Source organism: Streptomyces sp. NBC_00016, from assembly GCF_045040885.1.
Taxonomy (GTDB): Bacteria; Actinomycetota; Actinomycetes; order Streptomycetales; family Streptomycetaceae; genus Streptomyces; species Streptomyces coriariae.
The window spans coordinates 2,430,824-2,453,952 of sequence record NZ_CP108304.1 but is presented as its reverse complement, the minus strand read 5'-3'; the positions used below and the strand labels follow the sequence as shown (position 1 = coordinate 2,453,952).

The window sequence follows — 23,129 nt, the reverse complement described above, 5'->3', positions numbered from 1 at the left end:
CGGTGCAAGTCTGGGAAACGGCACACGTCAGAGAAACGAGGCGAGCCCGTCGATGAGCCTGTCGACGTCCTCGGTGTCGTTGTAGGGCGCGAGTCCCACCCGCAGCGCGGGATCGTCGAGCTTGAGCGCGGTGAAGGCCTCGTAGGCGTAGAACGAGCCCGCCGGGGCCACGACACCCCGGGCGGCGAGATGCTCCTGTGCCTCGCGTGCGTCCCGGCCCTCGAAACTCATCAGAACGGTCGGGGTGCGGTCCCGCGCCCTGGAGTGGACGGTGACGGCGTCGCCCAGCGCGCGCAGCCCCTCCTCCACCCGGGCGCGCACCACGTTCTCGTGGTCGTGCAGGGACCGCAGCGACCGCGCCAGCCGCTCCCTGCGCGACCCCGCCGTCCCCGGCGCGTCCCCGGCCACCCCTGGCCGCCCCGGCCCGATCGGGTCGAGCGCGGCCAGGAAGTCCACGGCCGCGGTGGCGCCCGCCAGGATCTCGTAGGGCAGCGTCCCGAACTCGAAGCGCTCCGGCACGGTGTCCGGCGACGGCAGCAGCTTGTCCGGTACGAGCGCCTCGAGGACGCCGGGCGAACCGGCGAGCACCCCGCAGTGCGGTCCGAGGAACTTGTACGGCGAGCAGACGAACAGGTCGGCTCCCAGCGCGGGCACGTCCACCAGGTGATGCGCGGCGTAGTGCACCCCGTCCACGAACAGCAGGGCGCCCACCTCGTGCGCCCGGTCCGCGATCCGGCGCACCGGCGGCCTGGTGCCCAGCACGTTCGAGGCCGCCGTCACCGCGACCAGCCGGGTCCGGGGCGACAGTGCCCGCTCGTAGGAGCCGAGGTCGAGTTCCGTGCTCGCGCCGTCGATCTCGATCCAGCGGACGGTGACCCCGGCGCGCTCCGCCGCCTGGATCCAGGGGCGCACATTGGCGTCGTGGTCGAGCCGGCTGAGGACGATCTCGTCACCGGGCCGCCAGCCCTTGGCCAGCGTCCGGGAGAAGTCGTACGTGAGCTGCGTGGCGCTGCGCCCGTGCACGACGGCTGTCTCCGGCACGCCCAGCAGGTCGGCGTAGGCGGCCCGGAAGCCGGCGACGGCCTGTTCGGCGTTGCGCTCGGACGCGCTGACCAGCCCCCGGTTGGACAGCGGACCGGTCATCGTCCTGGTGACGGCCTCGGCGACGGGGGTGGGTGTCTGTGTCCCGCCCGGTCCGTCGAAGAAGGCGAGACCCTGCGTGAGGGAGGGGAAGTGCGCCCGGAGGGCGGCGACGTCGATGGCCATGGCCCCGACTCTGGCACCCGGACCCGCGGCCCACCAGGGAGCCACGACCGAGGTGTTCGTAGGGCGGGGCCCGACCCGGGCCGCGCACCTCGCCCACGACCTGGCGCGCTCCCCGCCCTGGCCCGGGAGGGGAGTGGACCGACGGGCCTCCTCCTCGGGCCGTTCGCCGCGGAGCGCCGCGGTCAGTCGTGCTCGGCCGGAGGCGGTTTCACCAGGCCGCTTCGGTACGCGACGACGACGAGCTGGGCGCGGTCGCGGGCGCCGAGCTTGGTCATGGCGCGCTGGATGTGGCTGCGTACCGTCAGCGGGCTCAGGAAGAGCTCGGCGGCGATCTCCGCGTTGGACCTGCCGTACGCGGCCAGCGCCATCACCTCGCGCTCGCGGTCGGTCAGGGTCTTGAGGAGGCCGGGGAGCGCGGGGACGTCGTCGGTGTCCGGGCCCGCCAGGAACCGGGTGATGAGGGCCCGGGTGGCGAGCGGGGAGAGGAGGGAGTCGCCGGCCGCCACGGTGCGGATGCCCGACAGCAGGACCTCGGGGCTGACGCCCTTGCCGAGGAAGCCGCCGGCGCCGGCGCGCAGCGCCTTCGCGACGTTGCGGTCGTCCTCGAAGGTGGTGAGGACGAGGATCCGGGTCCCCGACAGCTCCGGCCGGGCGCAGATCGCGGCGGTGGCCGCCACTCCGTCGACGTTCGGCATCCGGATGTCCATGACCACCACATCGGGCCGGTGCGTCTCGGTGAGGTCGACGGCTTCCTGCCCGTCGGCTGCCTCCGCGACGACGGTCATGTCCGCGACCGACTCGATGAGGATGCGGAAGGTGGCCCGGAGCAGGGCCTGGTCGTCGGCGAGCAGGACACGGATGGTCATGAGGCGGGACTTTCGTCTGGACGGTCGAGCGGAAGGGTGCAGACGACCTCGAAGCCGCCCCGCGGGCGGTGACCGGCGTGGAAGGTGCCGCCGGCCGCCGCGGTGCGCTCGCGCATGCCGAGCAGACCGAAGCCGCGCCCCGGACCGGGCACGGGTACGGGGCGGCCGGGGACGGTGTCGTTGGTGACGGTCAGGGTCAGGTGGTGCGGGGTGTGGGCGACCCGGACCCGCGCGGTGCGGGTCGCCGCGTGCTTGCTGACGTTGGTCAGCGCTTCCTGGACGATCCGGTACGCCGTCAGGTCGAGGACGGGGGTCAGCGGGCGCGACGGGCCCTCGACGGTGACGCTCACCTCCAGGCCGGCCGCCGAGCAGGCGTCGACCAGGTCGGGCAGCTGCCCGAGTCCCGGTGCGGGCGTCAGGTCGTGTCCGGGGTCGGTGTCCTCGCGCAGGAGTCCCACGGTCGCCTTGAGCTCGCGCAGCGCCGCGGCCGTCGTCTCCGGAAGCCTGCCGATGATCTCGAGGGCCTTGCCGGGGTCGGCCCGTGCGAGGTGGGCTGCGGTGCCCGCCTGCGCGTCGGCCAGGGTCAGATGGTGGGCGACCACGTCGTGCAGCTCCCGCGCGATGCGCATCCGTTCCTGGATCACCCGGTGCCGTGCCTCCTCCTCCCGCTGACGGTCGGCGTGCTCGGCACGGGCCGCGGCGTACTCACGACGGACCCGGACGTAGGCGCCGAAGGCCGCGGACATCAGGACCCAGGCCGCCGGGTTGACGATGGAGAGCATCGGCGAGTCGTGGAACGAGGGGACGAACAGACCGGTGACGGCGATGCCGGCGGCGGCCGTCAGCGCGCTGTTGCGGGCCGCGCGGCGAGGGGTCCGCACGCTCGCCGTGTACTGCGCCCACAGGAGCGGCCCCATCACCAGCGGGGTCAGCAGGTAGCCGAGGGCACCCTGGCCCATGGTGCACAGCAGGGTGACGGCGAGGACCGCAAGGGGGCGGTCCAGGCGCCGGTACAGCGCGGCGCAGGCGACGACGGACAGGGCGACGCCGGGCCACAGGATCGGCGCCTGCGGCATCACCGCCCGGGTGACGACGACACCCGAGACGGTGAAGACGGACAACGCGACCAGCGTCGTCGCCTCGACGGACTTCGGGCGGGTGGCTGCCCGGCGCTGCCAGCTGGTGCTCATCACGCTCCGAGACGTTCAAAGGCAGACATACTCACACACCGTCGGCCACGGCGCCGGGCTGTCCGGCGCCGCGGCCGCGGCCGCGGCCGCGGCCGGGGGAGGGGCGGGGGTGGGTGTGGGAAGGGCTCACCGGGGACTCACCCGGGGCCGGGCCTCAGGTGCGGGCCGGTTCCGTGCGGGCCGGTTCCTGCTGCGCGGGCTCGCCCCCCACCCGTCCGGCGGCCGGCACCGGCGGCACGGTGAGCCCGACGCCCTCGACGTCGACCCGCGGCAGCAGCCGGTCGAGCCACCCGGGCAGCCACCACGCCCGGTCGCCGAGCAGGGCCAGCACCGCGGGCACGAGCGCCATGCGGACGACGAAGGCGTCGAACAGCACGGCGACGGCCAGCCCGAAACCGATGGTCTTGATCATCGACTCGGCGGCGCCGACGAAGCCGGAGAAGACCGCGATCATGATCACCGCCGCGGCGACGACCACCCGCGCACTGTGCCGGAAACCGGTGACGACCGCCTGGGGAGCCCGGTCCCCGTGGACGTACGCCTCCCGCATCCGGGCCACCAGGAACACCTCGTAGTCCATCGCCAGGCCGAAGACGATGCCCACCAGGAAGATCGGCATCAGGCTCATGATCGGACCGGTCTGCTCCACCCCCAGCAGCTCCGCGCCCCAGCCCCACTGGAAGACCGCCACGACCGCGCCGAGGGCGGCCAGCACCGACAGCAGGAACCCGAAGGCGGCCTTGACCGGCACCAGCACGGACCGGAAGACCACCAGCAGCAGGAGCAGGGCCAGGAGGACGATGACGGCCAGGTAGGGGACGAGCGCGTCCTGAAGGGCCTGCGCCACGTCGATGTTCATCGCGGTGCTGCCGGTGACCTCGAAGGTCGCCCCCGTCTCCCGTTCGAGACCGGCCCGTTCCGCGCGGATGGCCCTGACCAGGTTCTTGGTGTCCTCGGTGTTCGGACCGGCGGTCGGGACCGCCGAGAACAGCGCGGTGTCACCGGCCTCGTTGAACCGCGGGGCGGAGACGGACACGACCCCGCGGGTCGCGCCGATCTCCCGGGCGATCGACTGCGCGGCCGCCTTCGGCCCGGCCGCGCCCCTGACGTCCGCGACGATCGTCAGCGGCCCGTTGAAGCCCGCGCCGAAGCCGTCCGCGAGCGCGTCGTAGGCGCGTCGTTCCGTCGACGAGACCGGCTTGGACTCGTCTCCCGGCATGCCCAGCTCCAGGTGCGCGGCGGGCAGCGCCAGCACGCCGAGGCCCGCGACACACGCCACCAGCACGGCCACCGGGCGGCGCAGCACGAAGCGCGCCCACCGCGAACCGCCGTTGTCGGCCGGCCGGGCCGCGCGGCCGGCCTTGCGCGCGGCGCGGGAGAGGACGGCCTCGGGCCACATGCCGAGCAGGGCGGGGACCAGGGTGAGAGCGATCAGGACGGCGACGACCACGGCGCCCGCGGCGCACAGGCCCATCTTGGTCAGCATCGGAACGCCGACCACCGACAGGCCGGCCAGCGCGATGACGACGGTGAGACCGGCGAAGACCACGGCGGAGCCGGCCGTGCCGACGGCGAGTGCGGTCGCCTCGCGCGGGGCGTGGCCGCCCGCGCGTTCCTCCCGGTAGCGGGAGACCACGAAGAGGGCGTAGTCGATGCCGACCGCGAGGCCCAGCATCGTGGCGAGCGTCCCGGTGGTCAGGGACAGGCCGAAGGCGCTGCCGAGGGCCATGATGGACGCCATGCTGATCCCGACGCCGATGACGGCGGTGAGCAGCGGCAGACCGGCGGCCGCGAGGGAGCCGAAGGTGATCAGCAGCACGACGGCGGCGAGGACGATGCCGATGGCCTCCGAGGAGCCGCCCGCCGCGGGCTGGGTGGCGAGTGCGGTGCCCGCGACCTCGACCGTGAGGCCGGAGGCGCGGGCCTTGTCGACGGCCGCTTCCAGGGCCGTCCTGTCGGCGTCGGTGAGGTCGTCGGCCTTCACCTTGTAGCTCACCGTGGCGTAGGCGGTCGAGCCGTCCTTGCTCACCGCCCCCGCCTCGAACGGGTTCACGGCACTCGCGACCTGCGGCTCTTCGGCCGCCTCGGTCACCAGTGTGTCGACGGCGGCGCGGTGGCCGGCCGCGGTCACCCGCTGGCCGCCGGGCGCGACGAACACGATCCGCGCGTCGGCACCGTCGGCGTCCGAGCCCGGGAACCGCTCTCCGATCAGGTCGAACGCCTTCTGCGCCTCGATGCCGGGCATGAAGGAGGTGCCGTCGTCGGAGGCGGCGGGAGCCTTGGCGGCGCCGACTCCGACGGCACCGAGGATCACCGCCCACAGCAGCGTCACGAGCCAGCGCCGCTGGAAGGCGGTCCGGCCCAGCCGGTAGAGCAAGGTAGCCACGGGAAACGGATCTCCAGGTCTGGGTTCGGGTGGACGACCAGCCTGGCTCGTGGGGGTGCTCCGGGGCATCGTGCCCGTGTGGGCACTCCCGCCTGGTGCCGGTGCATGAGCCGACGCACCGCCGTCCTCCTCCAGGAGGACCCCCGCGTACCGCTCGGGCAGGAGGCCGCCGGGGGCCGTTCGTGGACCGACGCGACGAATTACGCGACGAATGCCGGACAGAGGACTACGACTGACCTGACCTGACCTGTGCCGTCGAGAGGTCCTCGCATGCATTCCGTACTCGACCGCGCGCTCGACTGTGTCGTCGGCGCGCTCGGGAAGACCACCGATACGACCGGAGTCACGCTGCACCGTTCCCCGGACGCGGGGCGGGCGCGGCTGGCCGACCGGGCGTTCGACTTCAACAGTGCCGTGCCGTCCGGAGTGCGGTTGGAGATGCTCACGGACGCCACCGAGCTCGAGCTCCACGCCCGGCTGACCGTGGTCCTTCCCCTGGGCATGCCGTCCGGCGGCAGCGTCTTCGACCTGGTGGTCGACGGCGAACTGCGCGAGCCGGTGGTGACGACGGAACAGAGCCCGGTCTTCTTCGACCCCGCCACCGGCTCGCTGGAGGCCGGACCGGCCGAGCCCGCGACCGTGCGCTTCCGCATCGGCCCGCGGGCCGGCGAACGACGCGTGGAGATCTGGCTGCCCGTCACCCCGGCCGTCACGCTGATCGACGTCCGTGTCCCGGACGGGGCGTCGGTGCGTCCGGCACCGGCGAGCGGCGCCCTGTGGGTGCACTACGGCAGCTCCATCAGCCAGTGCTCGGACGCGGACCGCCCGACCGCCACCTGGCCGGCCGCCGTGGCCCGCTCGGCCGGCCGGTCCCTGGTCAACCTCGGCCTCGGCGGGCAGTGCCAGCTCGACCCCTTCATGGCCCGTGCCGTCCGCGACCTGCCCGCGAGCGCGATCAGTCTCGAACTGGGCATCAACGTCCACAACGCCGACAGCATGCGGGAACGCGCCTTCGTCCCGGCCTTCCACGGCTTCCTCGACACGATCCGCGACGGGCACCCGTCCACACCGGTCCTGGTCATCACCCCCATCGTCTGCCCGGCCGCCGAACAGCGGCCCGGCCCCACGCTGGTGGGCCCCGACGGGATGGTCCATACCGTCGACCGTCCCGAGGACCTCGCGTTCGGCGCCCTCACGCTCGCCCGCATCCGGGCGCTGCTGAGCGAGCATGTCGAGCAGCGTCGGCGGGACGGCGACGACCGGCTGCACATCGTCGACGGGACAACGCTGTTCGGTCCCGATGACGTGGCCGACCTGCCCGACGGCCTGCATCCGAACGCGGCCGGCTACGCCCGTATGGCCGAGCGCTTCCTGCCCCTGTCCTTCGGCAGGGCGGGCGCGTTCGGGTGACCGGGGGGCGGTGCAGGGGTCAACTCCCGTGCGTGATGCCGACCTTCGCGTGCGGTGGGGCACCCGGGCGACCGCACGCGACAGCGGAGCACGCGGTGTTCACATGGCGACGACTGGGTTGCCGCGCAAGGAGTTTGGCCGCGCCGCGCCGCGGACGACATCGAGCACGTCCCCGGCCCGTGCGCCGTCCGCGCCCCGCCACGCGATGTGCTGGTCGGGCCGGATCAGCAGCATCGGGGCGCCGTAGCGTTCGCGCGGGACCAGGCCGGTCAGGTCGACGGTGGTGAGGGGGACGCCCCGGGCCGCGGCCTCCTTGGCGAAGGCGGCGCGGTCGGGCTCCCTGTCACCGGCCAGGAGGAGCAGAGTGAGACCGTCGCCGAGCAGGTCGTACAGGGAACGGCCGTCGGGGAGCCAGCCGTGCGGCAGCCGGGCGCCCGGTAAGGACAGGCCGTGATAGCTGCGCGGCACCAGGGGCGGGATCGCGGAGCCGTCGTCGACGACGACGGGGGACGAGGCGTAGTGCTGGCCGAGGACGAGGCCCTCGCTGTGGAACTCGCCCGCCTTGGCCTGGAGGGCGGCCGCGGTCCGCGCACGGCGGCGACCGGCCTCGGGCGTGTCCCCGAGGAGCGCGGGGTCGGCGAAGGACGGGGCGAGCAGCCTGTCCTGGGCGGCACTGCCGGCGATGATCTGCTGAGCCACCGGCCGCCGTTCGCTCTGGTAGCTGTCCAGCAGCTCCGCGCCGCCCCAGCCCTGGAGGACCGCGGCGAGTTTCCAGCCGATGTCCACGGCGTCGCCGACACACGTGTTGAAGCCGTGCCCGCCCCACGGGGGGTTCAGATGGGCGGCGTCGCCCACCAGGAAGAGACGGCCGCGCCGGTAGCGGTCGACCAGGAGCATGCGGGCGGTCCAGGGGTCGGTGGCGAGCACCTCCACGGGCCCGGGGTGCCCGGCGCCGACGAGATTGCGCACCAGCGCCTCGGGTGCCACCGGGTGGTCGGGGTCGGTCCGCTGGACGATGGCCCACCACCGGTCGTCCAGGTCGAGACGGCCCATGAGACCGGAGGCCTCGGGGCTCACCACCCAGTACTGCACCGCCCGGTCCAGGCCGACCGCCTCGCCCAGGCCCGGTGCCCGGAAGACGATGCTGAGGTTGGGCCGTTCACCGGACGAGCCGGCGTAGACCGCTCCGACGGCCTGCCGGCTGACTCCGCCGCCGCCGTCACAGCCCAGCAGATAGTCGGCCGTGAGCAAGCGGACGGAGCCGTCGGCGGCGGTGACCGTGGCGCGCACGGCGTGTTCGTCCTGCTCGACGGCGGTGACCCGGTGGCCGGTCAGGCAGGTGACCGAGGGCAGTGCGGCCACCGCCGTGCGCAGGAGCCGTTCGACGACCGGCTGCGGGACCTGCTGGCCCGGCTCCGCCCAGCGCTCGTCGCGTCCGTCGTACAGGCCGAACACATTGCGGAAACGGGTCAGTTCGGTGCCGAGGAGCCCGGTGCAGAAGATGACGTCCTGGGACCAGGCCACCGGCAGCGGGGCGGCCGCGCGCAAGCGGTCGGCCAGGCCCCAGCGGCGGAAGTGCTCCATGGTGCGGATGCTGGTGGTCTTGGCCCGCGGCCGGTCGTCGTCGACGGTGGTGCGCGGTTCGACGAGCACGGTCCGGATGCCGCGGCGGCCGAGTTCGACCGCCGCGGCGAGACCGGACGGCCCGCCGCCCGCGATCAGTACCCGCGCGGTCGTCCCCGTCACGCGCCGGACCTCGCGGACGCGTCGGTGACGGGCGTACGCAGCGTCCCGAGCCGGTCGACCTCCACCTCGACGACGTCACCGGAGCGCAGCAGACGGGGCGGCGTACGGACGTAGCCGACGCCCTCCGGGGTGCCGGTGGCGATCACGTCGCCGGGATGCAGGGTCAGGGTGGCGCTGATCCGTGACAGCAGCTCGGGCACTCCGAAGATCATGTCGCGGGTGTTCCCGTCCTGCATGATCTCCCCGTTGACGCGGGTGACCAGGCGCAGCCCGTCGGCGAGGCTGCCCGCCTCGTCGGCGGTGACGACCGTCCCGATCGGGCCGCTGCGATCGGCGTTCTTGCCCAGCGTCCACTGGGCGGTGAGCTTCTGCGCGGTACGGGCGGTGAGGTCGTTGAAGACGGCGTAACCGAGGACGGCGGCCTCGGCCTCCTGCTCCCCGGCGTCGCACAGCCGGGCGCCGACGACCGCCGCGACCTCGCCCTCCCAGTCCAGGCCCGGTTCGTTCGCGGGCACCGGGACCGGTACGCCGTCCACCGACAGGGAGGCCGTCCAGCGGCCGAACAGGGTGGGATGCTCCGGTGCCCGGAAGCCGCCCTCGGCCGCGTGCGCACGGTAGTTGAGACCCACGCACAGCACCCGCGCCGACGCCGGTACCGGCGGGGCGAGGGTCACCTCCGCCAGCGGGACCGTGCCGTGGCGGACCGCGCGGGCCCGTTCCTGCCAGTGGGGGAGGTCGGCGTAGAAGTCGTCCACGTCCGTGAGCGGGGTCACCCGACCGTCGACGACGACGCCGATCACGATCCGCCTGCGGCCGGATTCCCGGCCCGGATCCACCATGCCGACGAGCTTCATGCGCGCGTGCCTCCTGTTTCCCGCGCGGTTACCGCGGCCAGACGGATGTCGAACTCGGCCGTCAGGAACGGTCCGTCCATGCCGAACCGACGCGCCGTGACCTCGTCGCCCGGTGCGAAGGGCGCGATGAGCGCGTCCTTGACGGCGAACGCCGCGTCGGAGCCGAGGTAGGGGTCGTGGGCGGCGAACACATGGGTGGTGAGCGACCGGTGCCCGGCCGCCTCCACCCGCAGGTGGACATGGGCGGGGCGCATCGGGTGACGGCCGAGCGCCCGCAGCAGCTCGCCCACCGGGCCGTCGGTCGGCACCGGGTAGCTGGCGGGCTTGACCGTACGGAACCAGTAGGCGCCGTCGGGACCCGTGGTGAACAGAGCGCGCAGGTTGCCGTCGGGCTGCTCGGCGTCCTGGCTGTCGTACAGACCCGTGTCGTTGGCCTGCCAGACGTCCAGCACCGCCCCGGCCAGCGGCCTGCCGTCGCAGTCGGTGATCCGGCCGTGCACCACGGCCCGCTCCCCGCGCCGGAGTTCGGGGCCCTCGGCGATCCAGGCGCCCATCGGGCGGGGCGGCGCCGGCGAGTGGAAGGGGCCCTCGACCGAGCTGGGCGTCATGGTGGCCGGGCCCGTGTGGTTGACCTCGTCCACGGCCGAGGTGAGGCCGAGCATGTCGGAGAGCAGGATGAACTCGTTGCGGTGTTCGGTGCAGGCCCGGCCCGTGCGGACCAGGAAGTCCACCGCGCGCAGCCACTCGTCCTCGCAGGGCCGGGTCTCGCGCACGAAGGCGTGCAGATGGGTCACGAGGCCGCCGATCAGCTCCCGCAGCCGCTCGTCGTCGCCCCGGAGGGTGGACAGGACCTGTCGCAACAGGGCGTCCTGCCGGGGGTCGTGGGCGGTGCCGGGGGGCGCCGTCCCGTCCGCGGGGGCGTGTCGAGCCGTTCCGGTGGTGTCCGTCATGGGGTCGCTCCCGTGGGCGTCAGGGCGGCGTCCGGTGCCGCACAGCCGTAGGTGTGGATGCCGGCCCCGGCGTGGTGCCGGGTGCCGTCGGGCAGGACGACGTGCGCGGTGGTGCCGGGCGGCACGGTGACGCAGAGATGGAAGCGGCCGTCCCCGATGTGCCAGGACGAGCGGATCGGCCCGTACGGCGAGTGGTGTTCGGCCCGGGCCCGGGTCAGGCCCCCGCCGGGGCGGGGTGCCACGGTGAAGCGGCGGTAGCCCGCAGCGTCCTCGTCGGGCCTGATCCCGGCCGTGCAGCGGTGCAGGAAGGAGACGACCGCGCCCTTCGAGTAGTGGTTGAGGGAGTCGTGCGCGGTGCCGTCCGCGCCGACGCCGTCCCAGTGCTCCCAGACGGTCGTCGCGCCCCGGTCGATCATGTGGAGCCAGGACGGGGCGGTGTCCTGGAGCAGCAGCTCGTAGGCGACGTCCAGGTGTCCGGAGTCGGCGAGCACGGGCAGCAGGTCCGGGGTGGCGAGGAAGCCGGTGCCGAGATGCGTGTCCGCGGCGCGGACGAGTTCCACCAGCCGTGCGGCGGTCCGGGCCCGCAGCCCGGCCGGGACCAGGTCGAAGGCGAGCGCCCGCACATGGTGGGCCTGGGTGTCCGGGCGCAGCGAGCCGTCGGCCGCGATGAACTCCGTCCGCCAGGCGGCACGCACCCGCTCGCTCAGGTCCCGGTAGCGGTCGGCGTCCTCGTCGCGGCCCAGGACACGGGCGATGCGCGCCGCCAGCCGGGTGGAGTGGGCGTAGTAGGTGGTGGCGACGTCCGCCTTGTCCAGGGCCGCGTAGGCCGCCAGGTCACCGACCTTCTCACCGGGCACGAGCCACTCGCCCCAGTGGAACCCGGTGTCCCAGAGATACCGCTCGTGCGGCGCCGGGCGGGGGGAGCGCCGGATCCGGTCCGGGTGCCGCTCCTCGCGGGCGGCCCGTTCGACCCGGCCGAGCCAGGCGGTCATGGCCGGCCACAGCTCCTCCAGGATCCCCGGGTCGCCGTAGGCCAGGTACAGCTGCCAGGGCACGATGACCACCGCGTCGCCCCAGCCGGCCGAGCCGTTGAGATGCGCCACCGGCCCCTTGGGCCCCTCGGTGCGGCAGGCCGGCGAGATGTTGGCGACGGTGCCGTCCGGCCACTGGTCGGCGGCGACGTCGCGCAGCCACTTCGCCGAGAAGCCCGACACGTCGTAGAGGAAGGCGGCGGTCGGCACGAACAGCTGCCAGTCACCCGTCCAGCCGGCGCGTTCGCGGGTGGGGCAGTCCGTGGGGATGTCGCAGACGTTGCCGCGCAGACCCCACCGGGCGGCCTCGTGCAGCCGGTCGACCCGCTCGTCGTCGCAGTCGAACCAGCCGGTCCGCCGCAGGTCGGAGTGGACGACCACACCGCGCAGGTCGTCGGCGGTCAGCTCGCCGGGATGACCCTCGACGCGGACGTAGCGGAAGCCGTGCGTGGTGTGCCGCGGTTCGAAGGCCTCGCCGGGCCGGCCGGCCGAGACGACCCGGTCGACCTGGCCGGCCGGGAGCGGCTCGGGCAGGAACGGCATGTCCACGCGGAGGTGATCCGTCGTCACATCGCCGTCGGGGCCCAGGGACTCGCCGTGCGTGAGGGTGAGGCGGGTGCCCACCGGACCGAGGTCGGTCAGCCGCACCCAGCCGTTGATGTTCTGGCCGAGGTCGAAGACCTGCCGGTCGGGACGCGGGCGGGTCACCGAGACCGGGGCGAGTTCCTCGACGCGCCGCACGGGCGGGGCGGGTGAGGCGACCAGCCCGGCATGTCCGTGGTCGGCGACCTCCACCGGCGTCCAGGCCGAGTCGTCGTACCCCGGCAGGTCCCAGCCGACGGGGGTGCGGCGCAGGTCGGTGAACTGTCCCGCGATCAGGTCGGCGGCCACGATCGGCCCCGCAGCCCAGCGCCAGTGCCGGTCGGTGCACACGACGGACGTGGTGCCGTCGGCGTGCTCGAGGTGCAACTGCGCCAGGAAGGAGACCCGCTCGCCCCACTGGTCGTGGGCCCGGGTGACCCCGACCTGACCGCGGAACCAGCCGTCGGAGAGCACCGCCCCCAGCGCGTTCTCGCCCTCCCGCAGCAGGGCCGTCACGTCGTACGCCTGCACCTGGAGATGTACGTCGTACTGCGTGAACCCCGGTGTCAGCTCGGCGTCCCCGACCCGCTCCCCGTTGAGGAAGACCTCGTAGAGACCCTGCGCGGTGGCGTAGAGCCGGGCCCGGCGGACCGGTGAGCCCGCGGTGAACGCGGTGCGCAGCAGAGGGGCGGGCCGGTGCCCGGCGGGCGGGACGCCGGGCCCGCCGGACATGCCGGGGCCGTCGGACACGGGTTCACCGGCCCCGTCGGACACGGGTTCACCAGGCACGCCGGGCATACCGGCCGCCCCGTCGGACACGGGTTCACCCGGCACACCGGGTTCGCCGGGTACGACGGGCTCGATCCACCGGGCCTGCCAGTCGGCGGGATCCAGCAGGCCGGTCTCGAACCAGGCCTCCCGCGACCACGCGCTCTCGCCGAGGTCGGTCCAGACCTTGACCCGCCAGGTGATCCGCTCCCCGGAGCCGGGCGGCGGCCCCCCGTACGGCACGTGCGTGCTGTCGGCGGAGTCGACACGGCCGGAGTCCCAGCCCGTGCTCGTGCCGATGCGGTACGCGAACTGCTCGCGCGAGCCGGGCGGCAGCCACCAGGACAGCCGGGGGCGGCGGTTGCCGAGGCCCAGCGGCTGTTCCAGCTCGTCGGCACGCAGACAGGTGGGAGCGGCGTTCATACAGGTGACCAAACGTTCGAGGAGGAGTCAGGCCGGGGCGGGAAGCCCGAGGGGTCCGCAGACCTGGACGGCGAACTCCAGGGCTTCGGCGAAGACGGGTTCCGGATCGGGAAGCCCGGCCCAGAGGTGGTCCGCGTCGTCGACCAGGTGCAGGCTCACCCGGCACCCGTGGGCGCGCAGGGCCGCGGCGAGCTGTTCGCTCTGCCCGCTGGGGACGAACCGGTCGGCGGTGCCGTGGGCGAGCAGGAAGGGCGGGGCGGCGGCGGACACATGGCTCACCGGGCTCGCCGCGGCGGCGCGTTCCGCCGCCCGCGGCACGGGTGCGCCGATGAGCAGCGCCTCCCGGGAGTCCACGGCGTCCGGGGCGCTCACCGCGTCGGGCCGGGACTGGCGCTGCATGGTGCGCAGGTCCGCGGGCCCGTACCAGTCGACGACCCCGGCCACGGTCACGCCCGGACCGGGCTCCCCGACGTCGCCCTCCCACTCGGGCCTGCCGTCGGTCAGGGCGAGCAGGGCCGCGAGATGCCCGCCCGCGGACTCGCCCCACAGCACGACCCGTCCGGCGTCGAGCCCCAGCTCGCCGGCGTGCGCGCGCAGCCAGCGCAGCGCGGCCTTGCCGTCGTGCAGCTGGGCCGGGAAGACGGCCTCGCCGCTGAGCCGGTAGTCGAGGGACGCGACCGCGAAGCCCGCCCGGACGAGCCGGTCGAACGGTCCGACCTGCCACCCGGCGAAGGCCGGGCCGAACTGGTCCCGACGTCCGATCCGCCAGCCGCCGCCGTGCAGGAAGACGACCACCGGGGCCGGGTGCTCGTCGCGCGCGGGGCGGTACAGGTCGAGCAGCAGCGGCCGGAATCCGGGCGGCGAGCCGTACTCGACCCCCCGGAGCACGCGTGCGCCCGCGGGCGTGGTCTGCTCCGCCGGAAGGGGGGAAGCGTTCGCGGCCATGTCAGCCGTCCAGGGGACGGAGGTCGAACCGGAACTCCTGCCGGTGTTCGCGGGCGACCCGGGCCAGCTGCTCGTGGGACGGGACGTACGGCGGGTGCGGAAGCTCCGGCGAGTCCGTGCGGGTGCCGGCCTCCCCGAAGAACCGCTCGAAGCCGCCGCTGGACGCGCCCATGATCTTCGTGTCGTCGGCCTCGACCCGGAAGGTGTGCAGACAGCCGGCGGGCACATAGCCGAAGTCGCCGGGCTTGAGAAGCTTCTCGTACGTCTCGCCGTCGCCGTCCTGGATCCACACCCGGGCGCGGCCGGACAGCAGATAGAAGGTCTCGTGCACGTCGGCGTGGCTGTGGGTGGGGATCGCGTCGCCCTTGGGAGCCGCGTAGGTGAACAGGCCGAACTGGCCGCCGGTCTCGTCCTTGCTGAGCAGAACGGTGATGAGGGCGTCGAACAGGTGGGACCGTTCCCCCTCTCCGGCCTCCAGGAAGAAGGGCACCGGCTTCCCCGGCAGGGCGAGGCGCTTCGCACCGCCGCTCTGGGCGAACTCCGCAGTCATGGGGTCTCCTCGGAAAATCTGATCGGCTCTGCCCGAGGCGGGCAACCCGTCGAGGTGGGGCCGCGAGGACCGGGCCATGCGGACGGGTGCCGTAAGGATGGGCCCGCCGCCGACGTCCCACCAGGCCGAATTCCATTGAATGGCATGCGGTCGAAACCTGGACGCAACGCGTTTCTGGTCGCCTGGTGGGTCACACTGCACGGGTGACGAACAACGCGGGCACGTCCGGTGCCGCCGCCCGGGGAAGACGGCCGCCACAGGGCGAGCCGGTGATCGACCGTGCGTTCGCGCTGCTCACGGCCTTCTCCGAGGACCGCCGCTCGCTGACCCTCGCCGAGCTCAGCCGCGTCACGGACACGCCGCCGAGTACGACGCTACGCCTGGCCCGGCGGCTCGTGCACTGGGGCGCTCTGGAGCGGGACGCCGACGGCCGCTACGTCGTGGGCCTGCGGCTGTGGGAGGTCGCCTCGCTCGCGCCGCGCGCGCACGGGCTGCGCCGGGTGGCGCTGCCGTACATGGAGGATCTGTACGAGGCGACCCACCAGCACGTCCTGCTGGCCGTACGGGACGGCACGGACGCGCTGCTCGTCGAGCGGCTGTCGGCCCACACCGCCATCGACGTGCTGTACCGGGTGGGCGGCCGGCTGCCGCTGCACTCCACGGGCGTCGGTCTGGTGCTGCTGGCGCACGCCGAACCCGACTTCCAGGACGAGATCCTCGGGCAGGCCCTGACGCACGAGCCCGAGGGCGTACCGCTGTCCTCCGCCGCGCTACGGCGTTCGCTCGCCGAGATCCGCAGCACCGGGGTGGCCGTCGTGAACCGTGCGGAGCCCGTCCCGCTGCACGCCGTGGCGGCACCCGTGCGCGGCGCCGACGGCGAGGTCGTCGCGGCGCTGTCGGTCGTCGTGCCGGCCGGCCACGCGGAGCCCCGCGTGCTCGCCCCGGCCCTGCGTGCCACGGCCCGGGCCCTGTCCCGCAGCCTCGGCGCGGTCACGGCCCCGCCGGCTCCGGCGCAGGGCAGCCTCCGCCGACGGCAGTGAAGCCGTCGGCGAATCCGTGCGTGGATCCGTTGAGTGAATCCCCGCGAGGTGACGGCGTCGCCCCCCCCGCCCGGGGACTCGGCGGGGGGCGACGGTGGCGGTGCGGTTCGGTCAGGCGGCGGCGGGGGCCGCGTCGCTCTCCGGATCCCGCAGCGCCGGGATGAACAGGGACATCACCAGCGCCGCCAGCAGGATCAGCGCTCCGGTCCAGAAGACCCAGGTGTAGCCGCCGTCCAGGTAGAACGCGGTGCCCTCGAGGACCGTGCTGTGCGCGGCGAGGACGGCGAAACACACGGCGGGGACGACCGTGCCGAAGAAGTTGAAGAGCATCTGCATCAGGCCGCTGCCCTGCCCCTGCTCCTCCACCGAGACCACGCCGAGGACCAGCACGGGAGCGATGGAGACGATGAGGCCGGTGCCGAGGTTGGCCAGACACGCCGTCAGGACGAGCTCGGTGGCATTGGCGTGGAAGAGGCCCATCAGCCCGTATCCCGCCGCGCCCAGCCCCAGTCCGATCCCCCACAGCAGGCGGGCGTCGGCCTTGCGCAGCAGGCGGCCGGCGGCGAATCCGGTGCCCAGCATGACCAGATTCCAGGTCAGGCCGATCCGCGCGTTGTGCGTGCTGGTCCAGCCGAGGCCGTCGGAGACCCCGGGGATCGCGGGGTAGAGGGCCAGCAGGATGCCCATGGAGGCCATGGCCAGCGCGGTGGCCTGGCCCACGGCCGCGGCGCTGACGGTCAGCGCGACCGGCCGCCGGCCGAGCACACGCAGATCGAGGATCGGATGGGCGCTGCCGCGCTCGACGAGGACGAAGGCCACGAGCGCCAGCAGCCCGCCGGCCGTCCAGCCGAGGGTCGCACCGCTCGTCCAGCCCCAGCTCCCTCCCTGGCCGACCGCGTACACCACGGCCGTCAGGCCACCGCCCAGCAGCATTCCGCCCAGCCAGTCGAAGCCGTTCTGGAAGTCGTGCCGCGGGGTCTCGGGCACCAGCAGGGCCACCAGCACGAACGCCACCGCGGTCGCCCCGGCGATGAACCACAGCGCGGCCCGGTAACCCCCGGCGTCGATCAGCCAACCGGCGAGCAACGGCCCCACCACGCCCACCAGACCCATGCTGCCGCCGAGGATCGCGCTGGCCTGCTTCACCATCCGGGCGGGGAAGAGATCCCGCACGGCGGGGAAGGACAGGGCGGCGAACGGGGCGTAACAAGCGGCGATGCCCCGGCCGACCAGCAGCAGCCAGAAGCTGCCCGCCATGGCCGCGATGATGTCGCCGACGACCCCGAGACCGATCATGGCCAGCATGATCCGACGCCGTCCGTACCGGTCACCCGCCTTGATGACGAACGGGATGAGCAGGGTCGAGACCATGGTGACGATCAACGAGAACCAGGCGACCTGGGTGGTGTGGAAGCGTTGCGCGATGTCGGCCGTCGTGTTGGCCGTGACGATGCCGGCGACGGCCAGCAGCTGCGTCGGCCAGATCAGGGCCACCAGCAAGGCCACCAGACGGCGGTTCCAGCGTTCGGAGGTCCGGGCGGACGATGCCGTGAGCGAGGGGCTTGCAGACGTCGATGTCACGCAGCCGCTCCTTTCGCGAGCCGGGCGGGAAGGGCAGGACGCTCGGGAGCGGCATGTCCGACACAGGGCGGTCGGCCCCCCACGAGGCGTGCGGCAAGAATGAGCGTCCGCCGCCATGGCCACCAGGCAGATTTCCATTGAATGGCACGCGACCGAAACGTGGCCGCAACGCGGGATCGACGACCGGGCGGGGTCCGTACGGTCCGGAGCCGACCGCCGTCCGTCCCCCTTCCGTCCGCACCCGCGACTGCGTCGCGGACGGAAGGTGTCCGCAAGTCCCGCTACGTTGCGTACATGACGAAGACGACGTACCCGGCGGGCCCCGTGCTCGGCGCTCGTGCCCTCAACCGCGCCACCCTCGAACGGCAGTTGCTGCTGCGGCCGGCGTCGATGTCCGCCGGGGCCGCCGTGGAGCATCTGCTCGGGCTCCAGGCGCAGAACGTGAAGCCGCCGTACTACGCGCTGGCCGCCCGTCTCGACGGCTTCGTCCCCGAGGAGCTGTCGACGCTGATGGCCGGCCGCGAGGCCGTGCGCATCGTCAGCATGCGTTCCACCATCCACACCCACACCGCAGACGACTGTCTGACGCTGCGGCCGTTCGTCCAGCCCGCCCGCGACCGTGAGCTGACGTACTTCCGCAAGGGCCTGACCGGAGTCGACCTCGACCGGCTCGCCGTCCTCGCCCGCGACCTCGTCGAGGCCGAGCCGCGCACCATGAAGCAGCTGCGCGAGGCGCTCTCCGTCGAGTGGCCGGACGCCGACCCCCAGTCCCTCGCCGTCGCCGCCCGCTGTCGGCTGCCCCTGGTCCAGGTCACCCCGCGCGGACTGTGGGGCAGGAGCGGGCAGGTCGCGCTCACCACCGCCGAGCACTGGCTCGGCCGGCCCGCGCAGAGCGCCCCGACGGCGGACTCCGTGGTCCTGCGCTATCTGGCCGCCTTCGGCCCGGCCTCCGTCAAGGACATGCAGACCTGGGCCGGCCTGACCCGGCTGCGCGACGCCTTCGAACGCCTGCGCCCGGACCTCCTCACCTTCCGCGACGAGCACGGCGTCGAGCTCTTCGACCTCCCCGACGCACCCCGTCCCGACCCGCACACCCCGGCCCCGCCCCGCTTCCTCCCCGAGTTCGACAACCTCCTCCTCTCCCACGCCGACCGCACCCGGGTCGTCCCGGCCGAGTACTGGGGCCGCTCCTGGCAGGGCAACCAGGCGTACTGCACCCTCCTCGTCGACGGCTTCCTGGCGGGTGTGTGGAAGCTGGAGGAGGACGCCCTGGTCGTCGAGCTCTTCGGCACCCTCACCGAGGCCCAGCGGCAGGAGGTGGCCGCCGAGGGCGAGCGGATGCTGGCCACCGTGCACCCGGGGCAGGCCCACGACATCCGGTTCGGCACTGTCGTACGGTCGTGACCACCGCGCTCCGCCGCCGGCACACGCCGGCGAACGAGAAGCCCCCACCGGAGACCGGTGAGGGCTTGGATCTTGGATAGGGGGCGCTGCGGGCCGCTCGTGGAGGCTCGCAGCGCCCCCCGGTCTTTCCCTGAGGGGTACTCAGGAGATCTCGGGGACTGCTACGCGGTCACCGGTCAGGAGCCGACCGGCTAGGAGTTGACCTGCGTCGTCACCAGGCTGGAGAAGGTGGTCAGCCGGGTGTACACACCCGGGTAGCCGGCCTCCGCGCAGCCCTCGCCCCAAGAAGTGATCCCTGCCAGGACGCCCCCGATGAGCAGGGGACCGCCGCTGTCGCCCTGGCAGGTGTCTACGCCGCCGGATGTGTATCCGGCGCAAACCATGTCGGTCGCGACGAAGTCGGAACCGTAGGAGCTCTTGCAGCTGGTGTCGGACACGATCGGGACGGTCGCGGTCCGCAACTGGTTGGAGGAGCTGCCGTTCTCCGAGGTGGTGCCCCAGCCGATGATGCGGGCGGTGGTGCCGGCCGCGTACACGCTGGTCTGGGACGAGGAGACGTACGACGCCGTGGTGTACGGCATCGACGTCGACAGGGTCAGGACGGCCACGTCGTCACCGTTGGTGGCGTCCGTGTAGCTGGGGTTGATCCAGATCTTGCTGACCCGGCTGACCGTGCCGTTGGTGCCGTTGAGGTAGGTGCGCCCACCGACGACGCGCACACTGCTCGTGGTCTCGCCGACCATACAGTGGGCGGCCGTGACCACCTTGGTCGCCGAGACGAGGGTGCCGCCGCAGAACTGGTTCTGCGAGGCGTCCGTGATCTGCATCATGAACGGGTACGTCGTGGTCGTGGTCGTGGTGCCGCCGACGATCGGCTGCGGCGCTGCGACAGCGGTGGGGGCGCTGAGCAGTGCGGTCGCCGCCGCGGCGGCGGTCGCCGCGAGGACGGCGGCGGTCTTCTTGAACCGGTTGAGCCCGAACATGGATCTCCTCGGTGGGGGATTGCCGGTGGGGGGTCGCGCGGGTGTGGGGGGTTACACGGGGGTCGCGGGACCGACCCCCGTATGCCCGGGCGAGCGGCACGTCCCTTAAGCTAGAACCCGGCACCCGTTTCCCCCAATGAGGGAACCCCCTAAGGGAGTTGGGGCAGGGAAAACCCTCGGTCGGCTCAGGGAAGCCACAGTCGCCGCCGAGGGGGCGCTCAGAGAACCCGCATCGCGGGGCCCAGCACCCGCCGAGGGTGGGGTGCCCCTGAGGGGCAGTTAACCCGCGGATTCCTCACTTCGCGTGACGCCCCGCCGCCAGTCGGACGATGTCCACCCGCGAACGGATCCCCAGCTTGCGGTAGACCCGGGTCAGGGTCGCCTCGACCGTCTTGACGCTGATGAACAGACGCGCGGCGATCTCCCGGTTGGTCGCGCCCTCCATGACGAGCGCGGCGACCTGACGCTCCATCGAGGCGAGCCCCTCCAGCGCGTCGGACGGGGGAGTCGTCTGCGGGGGCACGGCGACCGTCTCGGGCGCGGCCGCCGCGATCGCCGCGTCCACCTGGCGCAGCCAGGGCAGCGCCCGGCACCGCCGGAACAGCCGGGCCGCCTCGTCGTACGACGTCGGGCCCGGCCGCCCGGTGCGCAGCATGGCCAGCGCGAACGCCGCCCGCGCCTCCTCCAGGCCGTACCCCAGCTTGGCCAGTCGGTCCTGAACGGACGTCAGCCGGGACAGCGCCGCCTCGTGGTCGCCGCGGGCCGCCCGCACGAGCGCCTCCGCCCGGTCCAGCACGGCCAGCACGCTCTCCCGGCCCAGCCGGAGCGCGTGCTCGCGCGTCACGTCGATGACGTCCTGCGCCTCGCCCGGCTCGCCGACCCGGACCAGCGCCTCGGCGAGGTCGCCCTGCCAGCGGCCCCGGGCGGGGTCGGTGATGCCCAGTCCCTGTTCCAGCTCCCGCACCCGGCGCAGCGAGCCGACCGCGCCCGCCGCGTCCCCGGCCACCAACTGGGCGTGGCCCAGGGCGGCCAGCGCGCGCGAGACGTACATCTGGTCGCCGTCCTCCTCGGCCTTCCCCGCCGCCTCCCGGGCCAGTGCCAGCGCCCGGTCGACGTCACCGCCGGAGGCCTCGGCGAGGGAGGCCAGCATCGCGGAGGCCCCCAGGCCGATGCCGGAGTCCCGGGCCAGCCGGAGGCTCTCGCGGGCCAGGTCGAGGGCGCGCCCGCAGTGTCCGGAGCGCAGTTCGGTCTCGGCGAGGAAGCGCTGGAAGTGCACCTCGCTCTCGACCATGCCGCGCCGGCGCACCTCGCGCAGCAGCGCGGTGATGGTCGACCGGGCCTCGGGGAGCTGATCGCTCATCAGCAGCCAGCGGAACCGGGCCGCCCCGACGCCGTTGTGATGGCACGCCACGTAGGGGTCCTGGGGTTCCCGCAGGGCCCGCTTGATGGTGGTCGGGGCGTTCGGGTGGCCCATCAGGGTCTCGGTCGAGGCCTGGAAGGAGAGCGCCATCAGCTCGGTGCGCCGGTCGTCCCCGCGGGCCGCCAGGTCGGCCGTGTGCGCGGCCTCCTCGCGGGCCTCGGCGAAGTCGCCCTCCACGATCAGCTTGCGCCAGGCCAGCCGGTAGTGGACCAGGGCGAGCAGCCGCGGGTCGTCACCTGCGTCGGCGAGGGCCTGCGGGAAGACGGCGTCGACCTCGCCCAGGGACTGCCCGGCGGCCTCGATCACCACCTCCCAGGCCCGGATCCGCTCGGCGGGCACGGTGGCCCGGGTCAGCACCTCGCGCGCGATGTCCCGGGCGAGGTCCACCTCTCCGGCGGTGATCGCGTCCTCGGCGGCCTGGAGCCGTCGGTCGTCCGGGGCGGGGGCGCCGTCCGGCGGGGTGTGCCGGGCGGCGAGCAGCCCGAGGGAGGCGGCGACCGAGGGGGCGCCCCGGTCGCGGGCGAGCGCGGCGGCCTCGGCGAGCCGGGCGGCGACCTCCGGGTCGGTGCCGGTGGTGGCCAGGGCGAGGTTGCGGGCCCGCTCGATCGGATCGGAGGCGGCGGTGGACAGCGCGGCGTGCGCGGCCCGGCGCTCCTGGGCGGGCGCCTCCGCGTACAGCGCGGCCGAGATCAGCGGATGCGCGAAGCGTACGGCCGGCCCCTCGGGCTCCGTCGCCAGCAGCCCGAGGGCCGCCGCCTGCGCGGTCTCGGCCTCGGCGTTCTCGCGGCCGGCCGCGTGCAGCAGGGCCAGCGTGGGGCGGGCGCCGGCGCTGGCCACGAGCAGGGTGCGGCGGGCCTCGTCGGACAGCATGTCGAGGCGGCTGAGGACCAGGGCGCGCAGCGAGGTCGGCACCGGCAGGGGCTCGCCGGGCCGGGGCGGCGTCGGGCTCTCGCCGAGGGCACGGCCCAGTTCCAGGGCGAAGAGCGGGTTGCCGCCGCTGGTGCGGTGGATCTCCCGCATCGTCGAGCGGGGCAGGTCGGTGTAGCCCCGGTGGTCGAGCAGCGCGGAGACCTGGGCGCGGGAGAGGGGGTTGAGCCGGACGGCGAGGGTGTCGGGCGGGGACGCGCGTAGATGACGGTCGTACTCCTGCTCCTCCGTCCGCACCGCGCACAGCAGTTGGACGGGGGTGTCGCCGAGGCGGCGGGCGGCGAAGCCGAGGAGTTCGGCGCTGGCCGAGTCCAGCCACTGGAGGTCGTCGGCGACGAGCAGGACGGGACCCGCGGCGGCGAGCGCGCGCAGGGCCGACAGCACGGCCAGACGCAGGGCGAGGCCGTCGCGTTGCAGAGTCGATTCGCCTCGGCCGGTGAGCGCCGACTCCAGGGCCGTGCGCTGGGCGACGGGCAGCTTGTCCGAGATCTCGTCCAGCACGAGGCCGAAGAGGTCGGCCAGAGCCAGGAAGGGGAGATGGGATTCGGACTCGGTCGCCGAGCAGCGCAGGACGGTGCGGGCCGCCTCGCCGTAATCCGCGGCCAATGCCCGCAGCACGGTCGACTTTCCTATTCCGGCCGGGCCGTGCAGCAGCACACTGCCGCCCCGCGTCAGCTGGTCACGGGCGGCCGTGAACAGCTCGTCCCTGCCGATGACCAGGTCGGGGCGGCATCTGGCAGGCTCCTTGAAGTCCCGTCGCACGGTCACCGCTCCCCTCCGAGTGTCGTGTCCGGGGCAAATTCTAGG

Annotated in this window: 16 protein-coding genes; 3 read left to right on the top strand and 13 right to left on the bottom strand. The window is 73.7% G+C overall.

All coding sequences use genetic code 11. From position 1 onward, the window contains the following. Positions 1 to 27: 27 nt before the first annotated feature. The 4 genes from OG933_RS10805 to OG933_RS10790 all read right to left on the bottom strand — a co-directional run bounded on the left by OG933_RS10805 (position 28) and on the right by OG933_RS10790 (position 5,708). Positions 28 to 1,266, bottom strand: a complete 1,239-nt coding sequence (locus OG933_RS10805) for a cysteine desulfurase-like protein (RefSeq protein WP_405626727.1) — start codon at positions 1,264 to 1,266, stop codon at positions 28 to 30. Positions 1,267 to 1,448: 182 nt separating this feature from the next. After that, on the bottom strand, positions 1,449 to 2,132 hold the full coding sequence (locus OG933_RS10800) for a response regulator (protein WP_405626726.1): 684 nt from the start codon (positions 2,130 to 2,132) through the stop codon (positions 1,449 to 1,451). Then, a complete protein-coding gene (locus OG933_RS10795; protein WP_405626723.1) occupies positions 2,129 to 3,322 on the bottom strand; it encodes a sensor histidine kinase in 1,194 nt (397 codons plus the stop codon). Before OG933_RS10795 ends, OG933_RS10800 begins: the two co-directional genes overlap by 4 nt. 154 nt (positions 3,323 to 3,476) lie before the next feature. Next, positions 3,477 to 5,708 carry an MMPL family transporter gene (locus OG933_RS10790; RefSeq protein WP_405626720.1) on the bottom strand — a complete coding sequence of 744 codons (2,232 nt, stop codon included), beginning with the start codon at positions 5,706 to 5,708 and terminating at the stop codon, positions 3,477 to 3,479. A gap of 270 nt (positions 5,709 to 5,978) precedes the next feature. Here OG933_RS10790 and OG933_RS10785 point away from each other — a divergent pair, with 270 nt between their 5' ends. After that, positions 5,979 to 7,118 carry an SGNH/GDSL hydrolase family protein gene (locus tag OG933_RS10785; RefSeq protein WP_405626719.1) on the top strand — a complete coding sequence of 380 codons (1,140 nt, stop codon included), beginning with the start codon at positions 5,979 to 5,981 and terminating at the stop codon, positions 7,116 to 7,118. A 99-nt stretch (positions 7,119 to 7,217) separates the two neighbouring features. On the opposite strand, the gene OG933_RS10780 is transcribed toward OG933_RS10785, so the two are convergent. The 6 genes from OG933_RS10780 to OG933_RS10755 are packed head-to-tail and all read right to left on the bottom strand — an operon-like array spanning position 7,218 to position 14,967. Further along, positions 7,218 to 8,864 (bottom strand): FAD-dependent monooxygenase, encoded by a 1,647-nt coding sequence (locus OG933_RS10780; RefSeq protein ID WP_405626716.1) that lies wholly within the window; start codon positions 8,862 to 8,864, stop codon positions 7,218 to 7,220. Next, positions 8,861 to 9,718, bottom strand: a complete 858-nt coding sequence (locus OG933_RS10775; RefSeq protein WP_405626715.1) for a fumarylacetoacetate hydrolase family protein — start codon at positions 9,716 to 9,718, stop codon at positions 8,861 to 8,863. Before OG933_RS10775 ends, OG933_RS10780 begins: the two co-directional genes overlap by 4 nt. Beyond that, complete coding sequence (locus OG933_RS10770) at positions 9,715 to 10,668, bottom strand: dioxygenase (protein WP_405626712.1); 954 nt, start codon at positions 10,666 to 10,668, stop codon at positions 9,715 to 9,717. The genes OG933_RS10775 and OG933_RS10770 overlap by 4 nt, the downstream gene beginning before the upstream one ends. Then, positions 10,665 to 13,472 carry a family 78 glycoside hydrolase catalytic domain gene (locus OG933_RS10765; protein ID WP_405626709.1) on the bottom strand — a complete coding sequence of 936 codons (2,808 nt, stop codon included), beginning with the start codon at positions 13,470 to 13,472 and terminating at the stop codon, positions 10,665 to 10,667. Before OG933_RS10765 ends, OG933_RS10770 begins: the two co-directional genes overlap by 4 nt. Positions 13,473 to 13,499: 27 nt before the next feature. Then, a complete protein-coding gene (locus tag OG933_RS10760; protein ID WP_405626707.1) occupies positions 13,500 to 14,417 on the bottom strand; it encodes an alpha/beta hydrolase fold domain-containing protein in 918 nt (305 codons plus the stop codon). A gap of 1 nt (position 14,418) precedes the next feature. After that, positions 14,419 to 14,967, bottom strand: a complete 549-nt coding sequence (locus OG933_RS10755; protein WP_362524872.1) for a quercetin 2,3-dioxygenase — start codon at positions 14,965 to 14,967, stop codon at positions 14,419 to 14,421. Positions 14,968 to 15,170: 203 nt separating this feature from the next. Here OG933_RS10755 and OG933_RS10750 point away from each other — a divergent pair, with 203 nt between their 5' ends. Further along, a complete protein-coding gene (locus OG933_RS10750; RefSeq protein WP_362524869.1) occupies positions 15,171 to 16,007 on the top strand; it encodes an IclR family transcriptional regulator in 837 nt (278 codons plus the stop codon). 111 nt (positions 16,008 to 16,118) lie between these two features. Here the strand turns inward: OG933_RS10750 and OG933_RS10745 are convergent, their stop codons facing one another. After that, on the bottom strand, positions 16,119 to 17,588 hold the full coding sequence (locus tag OG933_RS10745) for an MFS transporter (protein WP_362524866.1): 1,470 nt from the start codon (positions 17,586 to 17,588) through the stop codon (positions 16,119 to 16,121). Positions 17,589 to 17,882: 294 nt separating this feature from the next. On the opposite strand from OG933_RS10745, the gene OG933_RS10740 reads away from it, so the two are divergent. Next, positions 17,883 to 18,992 (top strand): winged helix DNA-binding domain-containing protein, encoded by a 1,110-nt coding sequence (locus OG933_RS10740; RefSeq protein WP_405626704.1) that lies wholly within the window; start codon positions 17,883 to 17,885, stop codon positions 18,990 to 18,992. A gap of 191 nt (positions 18,993 to 19,183) precedes the next feature. Here the strand turns inward: OG933_RS10740 and OG933_RS10735 are convergent, their stop codons facing one another. Together OG933_RS10735 and OG933_RS10730 are read right to left on the bottom strand one after the other, a co-directional pair. Beyond that, positions 19,184 to 19,975: a serine protease gene (locus tag OG933_RS10735; protein WP_362524860.1), complete on the bottom strand. Its 792-nt coding sequence runs from the start codon at positions 19,973 to 19,975 to the stop codon at positions 19,184 to 19,186. Positions 19,976 to 20,270: 295 nt separating this feature from the next. After that, positions 20,271 to 23,090 carry an AAA family ATPase gene (locus OG933_RS10730; RefSeq protein WP_362524857.1) on the bottom strand — a complete coding sequence of 940 codons (2,820 nt, stop codon included), beginning with the start codon at positions 23,088 to 23,090 and terminating at the stop codon, positions 20,271 to 20,273. Positions 23,091 to 23,129 lie beyond the last annotated feature (39 nt).